Here is an 8427-nt window from a genome sequence, read left to right as displayed (position 1 = left end):
CTTCGACTCCGCCGTCGGCCGAAGAGCCGCCTCTCACGCTCTGCGTCACGGCTCTCGCCGCCCTTTCATCGAGCACGGTGCGTCCCGAGGCAGTCGCTCGAATCGCCTCCGCCAGGCGGAAGGGCTCGATGTCCTTAAGCACGTAGCCGCTGGCGCCCGCCTCAATGGCGGCCAGGATGTCGCGATCGGTGTCGTACATCGTCAAAATGAGGATCTTCGTGTCAGGAGAGATTTGAAGCGCCTTGCGGGCCACGTCCGAGCCGCTCATGTCGGGCATGCGCAGATCGAGAAGCAGAACGTCCGGGCGCAGCTCTTCAACCAATTCGAGCGCACGCGCGCCTCCCGACGCCTCGCCGAGCACCTTGAGATTCGCGTACTTTTCGATCATGCTCTTGATTCCCTCGCGAATCATCGGATGGTCGTCGGCCATGACGATCGAGATCATTCCTTTTCCTTTCCTTGCGACGCCGAGTCCGCGGCTTCTTGCGAGAGCTGGCTCGCCGTTTCTCGCGACGTCGGGCCTGCGGCCGGCGCCGCATTCTCCACGGCGGGGGCTTCAACCGGAATTCGCGCGAGGACGCGGGTTCCGCGCCCGGGCGAACTGTCGATGCTCACGCTGCCGCCCAGGTCCGCCGCCCTGCCGTGCATGTCGGAGATCCCGAAACCCGAATCGTCTCCTTCCGGCGCACGCCTCAGGCGGCCTCGTTGCGACACGCTCCGCACGCGAGGAAGGCCAGTTCGACCCTCGTCCGCGGGCTTCGGTCGGCTCCGCAAGGCCGCTTGATTTGAGGAGCTGCCGACTTCCGCACCGACGGCGCCCACCGCTGCAGAGTCAAAACCGACGCCGTCGTCGCGAACCTCCAAAACCACCGCTCCCGCGACGGACCGAAGCGAAACCGCAACATTGACAGCCCGGGAGTGCCGGGCGACGTTGGCAATCGCCTCCTGCGCGATGCGAAGGATGGCGACCCTCGCAGGCTGCGGCAAAGGCGGAAGCGTCGAATCGAGCGAGCGTGCCACCATAATTCCCTCGCGTTCGAGCCGATCCGCCGCCCTGCCCACAGCCTCCGCCAATCCGCGCCCGTCCAGCGCCCGCGGGCTCGCGTCGGCGATCATCCGGCGAGTGTCGTCCAGACATTCTTGGGCAAGCTCGACGATCATGGCCAAATGCCGCGACGCCTCGCGATTTTCTCCGGCGACGTTCGCCGGCGCCGCGGCATTCGCCGCTTGCGCAACGCCCATCGCCGACGGTGCGGCGCCGCCCGCCTGTGCGACTTCGGCTGCCGTCGCCCGCGCCAAAGCCAGAATCGAGGCGAGGCCCTGAGCGATCGTGTCGTGCATTTCCCGCGCGATCCTCTCCCTTTCGCGCGCCGTCCCCTCGAGGTGCGACAGGCGGGCGATCTGCGCGTTGCGAGCCTGAAGTTGCTCTACAAGCTCCCGATTCCTCATATTCGTTTCGGCCAGCAAATCGATGGGTTTGCCGAATAGCCCGGTCAAAACCACCACGGCGACGGCCGACGCCGCCCACTTGGACAGATTGTCGAATGTGGGCTCACCGCCGAGCGCCTGCACCGCGACGAGGCCGAAGTTCATGACGGCGGCAGCTGCAAGCGCTCTGCGGTAGGCGAGGACGATGAAGAGCTCCGGAATCGCGTAAATCTGAGCGAGGAGGGCGTTCCGATCGGCGAAAGCCGCCCCCCAAACGCTCGCGACCGTCACTGCCGCAAACGCCCATCCGCCTCGCGAGCCGACCACGGGGCCGTATCTCCAGCTTCGGCTCGCCAAAGTCGCGAAAAGGAAAGTCGGAACGGAGACGAGCGTGCAGGCGACGACAACCGCGAGGGGATTTGTCCGCGCGGCTTCCCCGGCCGCCCCGCGATCCAAAGCGAACCTTGACGCGATGTACAGCGCCAGGAGCGCCGTCGACGCGGCGAAGTACAGCGTCCATTCTCGTTTCATTGCATTTTCTCTCGTTTCATTGCGTCTGCGCCTCCTGGCTCTTCGCTTGCCGCGTGGGCGACGCAGACCGAGGATATAGGAGGGCTATGACGATCAGCAGCGCGCAGGCGACGGCCATCGCCAAGAATACGCTGCCGGCGGCCTCCGCGTATGCCTTGCGAACGGCGTCTATGGCAGCCCGCTTCACGCTCCCTCCGCCGGGCGCCCGCCCGGACTGAGCGTGGCCGGACGTTATTTTTGCCGCCAGCTCCGAGGCGCGCTCTCGCGTGATTCCAAAGCCGCCGAGCCCTCGGTAGACGGCGTCGGCGAACTTCGAGACGCTGACCGACGCGAAAACCGCCATCCCGAGGGCTCCCCCGAGATTTTTCATGCTTTGGGAGATCGACGTCGTCTCTCCGTACGCCGATTCGGCGGCCCGATTGACCATGTCGGTCGCAGCGGGGCTGAACATGAATCCTATGCCTGCGCCTGCGCATCCGAGCTGCCAGGTGAGGTCGCCGGCCGCAGGCAGGCCGGACGCCAATCCTCCCGCGCGCCGCCACAGCAAGAAAAAGCCGATTGCCGCCACTGCCCCGCCGATCAGCACAACGGCGGCAATCCCCCGCTTGTCGAAAAGCCTGGCCCCAAACTGCGACGCTACGAGGAAGCCGACGAAAAACGCAAGGATAAGCCCACTCGCCCGCCCGACGGTCAAGTCGAGTGAGAGCTGGCCGTACACGCTCACAAAATACATGAGCGGGATGAAGACGGCCGAGGCGACGAGTGTGGCGAGCGCCGAGAGTGTAAAGGCCCTGTTTGCGAAGGCCCTGACGTCGACGACCGGCCGAGCAGTGCGGCGCTCCAACAGAAAGAAACACAGGAATAGAACGAGCGAACCGCCAAAGCTGGCGAGGATTCGCGGATCGGACCAGCCGACATCGCCGCCTTTCTTCAACGGCAAAATAAGAAGGACCATGGCGAGTGCGGCAATGGCGGCGCCCGTCCAATCGATCGTCCGATCGGAGGGCTTTGCGTCTCGAAGATCGACGGCGTCTGCTTTTCCAGCGCCGCCGACGTTTGCCGCCCCAGCGACGTTTGCCGCGCCGTCGCTGTCTTTTGCGCCGACGAAGCCGACAAGGACAAGGCCGGAGGCAATCAGAGCCAAAGGAAGGTTGACGAAGAAAATGTACCGCCATGAATACTGAACCAGCCACGAGCCCGCGACAGGCCCGATGGCCGTCATGGCCCCAGTTATGGCGAAGAACGTGGCCATTGACTTCGCCCGGTCCCGCTCTTTCGAAGAGGCGATGAGGATTCCCACCGCGGCAGGGAACATGAGCGCGGCGCCGACCCCCTGCGCGACCCGCGCCGCGACTATCCACGACTGCGCCAAGGCGGCCGGCGTGGCCCCGCACAGCGCGCTCCCCGCGGAGAACAAGGCTATTCCCGCAAGCATGACTCGCCTGTAGCCCCAGGCGTCGGCCATTTTCCCGCCCAGAGGGAAGGCGGCCGCCGCCGCCAGCAGGTAGGCGTTGACCACCCATTCGATTCCTGAAGAATCCAATCCCAAACCTGACGCGATCGTTTGAGAGGAGACGGAAACTATCGTCTGATCGACGGTCGTCATTGACACGGCTGCGATGAGTCCCGCAAGCACCGTTCCAGACCGCCGTTTGCCCTTGTTCAGCATGGGCTTCCTTTCCCTTGCGCCCCGGCTGAGCATTCGTCGGTCCGACCGAGACTTCACGTCCAGCCTTCGGGCATCCTGCCGCGGCCGTGATTTCGACCGCAACACAAGGTTAGGAACCGGGAAAGGGCGCTCGCGCCGGCAAACTGGCCAGGCCCGCGTCGTCCGATCGGCGGACGCGGATGCATACAGTCATGCGGCCTTGCGGAAGAAGAAAATAAAGCCGAGATCCTCGCCCGAATCGTGTTGGATGCATATCCCAGCTATTGCGAAGTGTGTGCTGTCGCCGACGGCGTCTTGGACCGTCGTTGATGCGATATCCAACTGATTGTTTCTTTTTGTCTCAGATCCCGCCGCTTGGCCTTTACAAGCGGGGCGCCCTTCCTCGGGACCGCATACGAGCCCGTATCTATGACTTTTCGGAATCCCCTGAGTGTTGAGACCCTGAGGATAAGCGACGAACTCGAGTACGTCGATCGAATCGCAATTCTCAACGGTCAGGCGTATGTCATGCCCGGAATGAGAATAGAGATGCCATCTTTTTGGCGCTGGCATCTCATCGGACATCGGGGTGTTCAGTCGCGAATTGATGCGCGAGTCGGCAGAGAAAGACGATCGGCCGACGGCGGATTGCACATGCAGCACGAGCGGCCGCTGAGCGACGGATCGTTCAGCGGCCGAAGGCGAATGGGCGGTACTGGCTTGCGGACCCGAGTCACGTTCTCCGCATGCTGACACGAAGATCATCGCCGCAATCGATACACTACTGATTTTCCTTGCGAAAGAGGAATTCAACATTCTTTCCTCCGTAGATGTATGGAAGGTAGTCATCGATCATGCTCGAACACAAGTTGCCGATCGCCCTCAAACTCCATTCCGAGCGCGGCATGGGCTTATCAAAAAGAACAAGCTCTTCCTTCGGCTCTTTGACTTGGTCCGAATCGATAGTGCGAATCAACAGAGAAAAGTCACGAGCCTCTCCCTTCGACGGCTCAGGGAAAGGCTCGCGCACCTTTCGGTCTTGATCTCGTAACCGTCTAAAGAGATCTGTCTGGCAATTGATAATCCCTCTCCTGGACGGAAAGATGACTCTAACCTCGCTCAAAACGAAACGAGCATAAACTTCTAAGACCAGCTGGGCGACTTGGAGGAACGGCGCGACAGGGATGTCGGCATCGACCGGATAGGTGATCTCGCCCCGCAAGCCGGAGGCAAGATAGTCCCCCTCCATCAACGACTCGTCATCGTAGAGGAAAACCGTCTCCCACTGGCCGATCAAACTGTCGCGTTCGCCCTCGATTCCAAGGGCATGGCTCATTTGAAAGAAGACGTCAGCGAAGTCTAGCTCCACGACATCCGCAGGAGCCTCACGGATATGTTCCAAAACATGCCCACGCATGATGAGCACAATGGATCTGCGGACATGGGCGTCATTATTAGTGCTTCTCAAACGCCGCACTCCCTGGAAATAATTTTGCTGGAAGCACGGCCATAAGATTTCTGCGCCCCCGGAGCATAGATTTCCCCGAGCGTATACCATTTAGTGTCTTCTTTGCCGTTGCACTTGTAGCGAGCCACCGCAGCTTTGCCACGGCCACCGCCAGGCCAAACACTTTTGCGACGAGAAGACGCCATCGTGGAATAGGAAAACCATGATGTCTGAGCTCTAAGGGTTGCTTTTACTTGTAGCTTCCTAGATGTGCCGCTGAGGAGTTTCCACGTGACGTGGCCAGACACGTCACCCCCGGATAGATGCGCGTCGTGCGCTTCAACCAGACCAATGAACACCTCCTGCGGTCTGTTTGCCGACTCAGAGCCACCTCTCACCGTTGCATCAGATGTATCCGTTTTCGCGGGATCGTCAGAAGGGTGGGCAGTAGCAGCGGAAACAGCGCCGGAAGGAGAAACCCGGTCCGAGGCAGAGGCGGTTTGCGGGGCAAGAATGCCCGAAATCGTCAATGCGGCTATTAACGCGAACTTTGTGGTTTTCATGAGTTTTACCTCCAAAACGGTATAAGCCACCATTGTCAAGTTAAATGTGTGGCTTTATGGATGCGCTTATAATTTTATATTACCTAGGACACATTGAATGAGGCAAGGGTTTCTCATTTGTTTTTTGTAATTTGTACTAGTTTTCCGTCGGCTGTTCCTTAGCCCTCCCCGGTCGGCGTCGTTCGCATCCTCAGGCGGCGTTGCCCGCGTCTTCGCCGGCCTCCTCGTTGAGCCGCTCGCGATCGAAGAGCAAATCGGCGAAGCTCGAGGCACGCACAATCAGAACGACGCCGATCAACGCGGACAGCATCCCCGCAAGCCAGGCGAGCCCCGCCGGGGCAAGGGCGGTGAAAATGAGGCCGAGGCCGGAGGCGACGCGCCTGCGCCGCATCGCTCCGCACACCGCGAGCCCCAGCCCCGCGCAGGCGATCGCCGCAAAGGCGTTCGCCACGCCGTCCTGCCCCACGCGTTCCCCGCCGTGGAACACGGCGTAAACGCCGCAAGCAGCGGCAAAGGCTCCCACGGCGAGGCCCACCCCGAGGAGCAGAACGTCGATTCGGTTCAATGGCGCGGGAGCCGGCTGCTTCACGGCCACAAAAGCACCTTCGTGGCCCGGCGCTCGTCCATGGCCGCATAGGCTTCGGCGACCTCGGCGAGCGGAAGCTGCAGGTCGAAAACCCTCCCCGGATTGATCTTGCGGTCCACCACCAGCGGGACGAGCTGATCCAGGTAGCGGCGAACGGGCGCGATCCCGCCCCACACTCCGACGTTGCGGAAGAAGAGCCCGTCGTCTTTCAGGCCGCCGTGGGGCACCCCGACCACGCCGACCATCCCGCCGGGGCGCACGCAAAGCGCCGCTTGGTCGCGCGCGCTCGCGGTTCCGACCGCTTCGACGACGCCGTCGGCGCCGATCCCCTCAGTCAGCTCCCGCACTCGCGCAGCCCCCTCCTCGCCGCGCTCGGAGACGATGACGTCCGCTCCGAACTCGCGGGCGATCTCCTGCCTGTCGGCGTGGCGGCTCATGGCGATCACCTGCTCAGACCCCAATTGCTTGGCCGCAAGCACCGCGCACAGCCCTACTGCGCCGTCGCCGACGACGGCAATGCTCGTGCCCGGCCCCGCGAGCGCCGAAACCGCGCCGTGCCACCCCGTGCACGCCACGTCCGAAAGCGTCAGAAGGCTGGGGACGAGGTCGCGGCCGACCTCCCCGGGAACCGCAACGAGGGTGCCGTCGGCGTTGGGCACGCGGATCTTTTCTGCCTGACAGCCGTCGTAGCCCGTTCCGTTCTGGCAGTTTGCGTGGGCGCCCTTGCGGCAGACGGGGCACGTGTTGTCGCTCGTCCTGAATCCGCCGACGACGAACTCGCCCGGCTTGACACCCCTCACCGCGTCGCCGACCTCATCGACCACCCCGACGTACTCGTGGCCGATCGGCGTCGGCTCAGGCACTTCGTTGATCCCGCGATAACGCCACAGATCCGAGCCGCACACGCATGTGGCGACGGTGCGGACCACGGCGTCGGAAGGCTCGAGGATGCGGGGATCCTCTCGCTCCTCGAATCGAACGTCGCCCTTGCCGTAGATGACTGCTCCGCGCATTGCTCTCCCTTTTCTTGGGTGTCCATAAGGCGTCCGTCCGAGTTCGGCGGACCCGCCCGTTCAGGCTACCCGCTCCCGTCCCCGAGCGAAAGGGAAAATCTACAGCGATGCGTTGCGGCGGTACGGCAGGCGCGTTCCAACGGTTTCGTCGCCTTGGAATCCAAGCCTTACCAAGGAGAACCATGTGAATTCCACGGGAACTGAAAACTTCGATCTCTGCAAGAATGGTCCTATGAGGATGACGCCCAACGCAGCGCCACAACGAACCGAACCTCTCACGCAGCATCGGAAAATGAAGGCCACGGACGCCGCCGGCGCCCGCATGCTCGACTGCGCCTTGGCCCAAATCCACGAACGCGGCCTCGCGGTGACGATCGACCGGATCAGTTTTGAGGACATCATCAAGGAGGCGGGGGTCAGCCGCGCCACCGCCTACCGCAAATGGCCGTCCCGCCAGGCTTTCTTGGCCGACGTCGTCTCGGCCGCGGTGCAGCGCGTGGAGTTCACGACGGACGGGCTCGAGGACATACGCCTCCTCCGCCCGCTCCTGGACTCCGGAATCGAAACGTGGGAGGACCCGCAGCAGCGCCGCAACGCCACGGTGACCGGCTTGAGGATGGTGACCCAGGCCGACTTCGAACGCATACTCGCCTCCCCCGGAACGGACCTCTATTACGGTCTGACGGCCACCTGCCGCGGTTTGCGCGACGACGCAGTGCGAGAGAACGCGCAGAACGCCCTCCGGTCGGCGGCCGTCGCACTCGTCAGCCGCCGCGCGAACGTCTTCAGGGGCCTGCCGAGCATGCTCGGCTACAGGCTCATTCCGGGCATCGACCCCGACGGAGGCTTTGAGCTCCTCGCCGAGGCCTCGGGGGCGATGGGCTACGGGCTTGCCATAGCCGCTTTCAACGACCCCGACTTCGCCACGCGCACCTTCCGCGTCGCCGCCTGGGGCTCCACCGCCGTCGAAGAGTGGACGCACCCCGCGTACCACCTGGTGGGCCTGATCTTTTCCTACTTCGAGCCCGACCCCGACGTCGTGTGGAATTCCGAGCGCATCGCGCACCTGTCCGCGATTCTCGACGAGCTCGGTTCCGTTGCCGAGAACGGGGCGCGTGACGGCGCGGAGAGCGAAACGCACGTCGACGTCGAAGGGGCGGGGGACGGCGCTTAGGACGACGCCGGGGACGGCGCTTAGGACGACGCCGGGG

9 protein-coding genes are annotated in these 8427 nt (G+C 63.2%); 1 reads left to right on the top strand and 8 read right to left on the bottom strand.

All coding sequences use genetic code 11. From position 1 onward, the window contains the following. The 8 genes from ACO48X_RS09855 to ACO48X_RS09820 all read right to left on the bottom strand — a co-directional run. A partial coding sequence (locus ACO48X_RS09855; RefSeq protein ID WP_485001917.1) for a response regulator occupies positions 1-445 on the bottom strand: 445 nt, incomplete at its 3' end. Then, complete coding sequence (locus ACO48X_RS09850; RefSeq protein ID WP_485001916.1) at positions 442-1959, bottom strand: sensor histidine kinase; 1518 nt, start codon at positions 1957-1959, stop codon at positions 442-444. The genes ACO48X_RS09855 and ACO48X_RS09850, both read right to left, overlap by 4 nt. A gap of 16 nt (positions 1960-1975) precedes the next feature. After that, positions 1976-3628, bottom strand: coding sequence for an MFS transporter (locus ACO48X_RS09845; protein ID WP_485001915.1), 1653 nt, complete (start codon positions 3626-3628; stop codon positions 1976-1978). 189 nt (positions 3629-3817) lie between these two features. After that, positions 3818-4372 (bottom strand): hypothetical protein, encoded by a 555-nt coding sequence (locus ACO48X_RS09840; protein WP_485001914.1) that lies wholly within the window; start codon positions 4370-4372, stop codon positions 3818-3820. A gap of 16 nt (positions 4373-4388) precedes the next feature. Further along, positions 4389-5033: a hypothetical protein gene (locus ACO48X_RS09835; RefSeq protein WP_485001913.1), complete on the bottom strand. Its 645-nt coding sequence runs from the start codon at positions 5031-5033 to the stop codon at positions 4389-4391. 38 nt (positions 5034-5071) lie between these two features. Next, positions 5072-5617: a hypothetical protein gene (locus ACO48X_RS09830; protein ID WP_485001912.1), complete on the bottom strand. Its 546-nt coding sequence runs from the start codon at positions 5615-5617 to the stop codon at positions 5072-5074. A 190-nt stretch (positions 5618-5807) separates the two neighbouring features. Continuing rightward, positions 5808-6212, bottom strand: a complete 405-nt coding sequence (locus ACO48X_RS09825) for a hypothetical protein (protein ID WP_485001911.1) — start codon at positions 6210-6212, stop codon at positions 5808-5810. Continuing rightward, positions 6203-7216: a zinc-binding dehydrogenase gene (locus ACO48X_RS09820; protein ID WP_485001910.1), complete on the bottom strand. Its 1014-nt coding sequence runs from the start codon at positions 7214-7216 to the stop codon at positions 6203-6205. Before ACO48X_RS09820 ends, ACO48X_RS09825 begins: the two co-directional genes overlap by 10 nt. Before the next feature lie 292 nt (positions 7217-7508). On the opposite strand from ACO48X_RS09820, the gene ACO48X_RS09815 reads away from it, so the two are divergent. Then, complete coding sequence (locus tag ACO48X_RS09815; protein WP_485001909.1) at positions 7509-8390, top strand: TetR/AcrR family transcriptional regulator; 882 nt, start codon at positions 7509-7511, stop codon at positions 8388-8390. Positions 8391-8427 lie beyond the last annotated feature (37 nt).

It is taken from the genome of Peptidiphaga sp. (genome assembly GCF_057238965.1).
Note: the sequence above shows the minus strand (reverse complement) of the source record. Positions and strands in the feature narration are given on the sequence as shown.

Excerpts from the sequence above, each read along its gene's own strand:
- ACO48X_RS09820 (WP_485001910.1), bottom strand. The coding sequence starts at position 7,216 with ATGCGCGGAGCAGTCATCTACGGCAAGGGCGACGTTCGATTCGAGGAG.
- ACO48X_RS09840 (WP_485001914.1), bottom strand. The coding sequence starts at position 4,372 with ATGATCTTCGTGTCAGCATGCGGAGAACGTGACTCGGGTCCGCAAGCC.
- ACO48X_RS09815 (WP_485001909.1), top strand. The coding sequence starts at position 7,509 with ATGAAGGCCACGGACGCCGCCGGCGCCCGCATGCTCGACTGCGCCTTG.
- ACO48X_RS09830 (WP_485001912.1), bottom strand. The coding sequence starts at position 5,617 with ATGAAAACCACAAAGTTCGCGTTAATAGCCGCATTGACGATTTCGGGC.
- ACO48X_RS09845 (WP_485001915.1), bottom strand. The coding sequence starts at position 3,628 with ATGCTGAACAAGGGCAAACGGCGGTCTGGAACGGTGCTTGCGGGACTC.
- ACO48X_RS09850 (WP_485001916.1), bottom strand. The coding sequence starts at position 1,959 with ATGAAACGAGAATGGACGCTGTACTTCGCCGCGTCGACGGCGCTCCTG.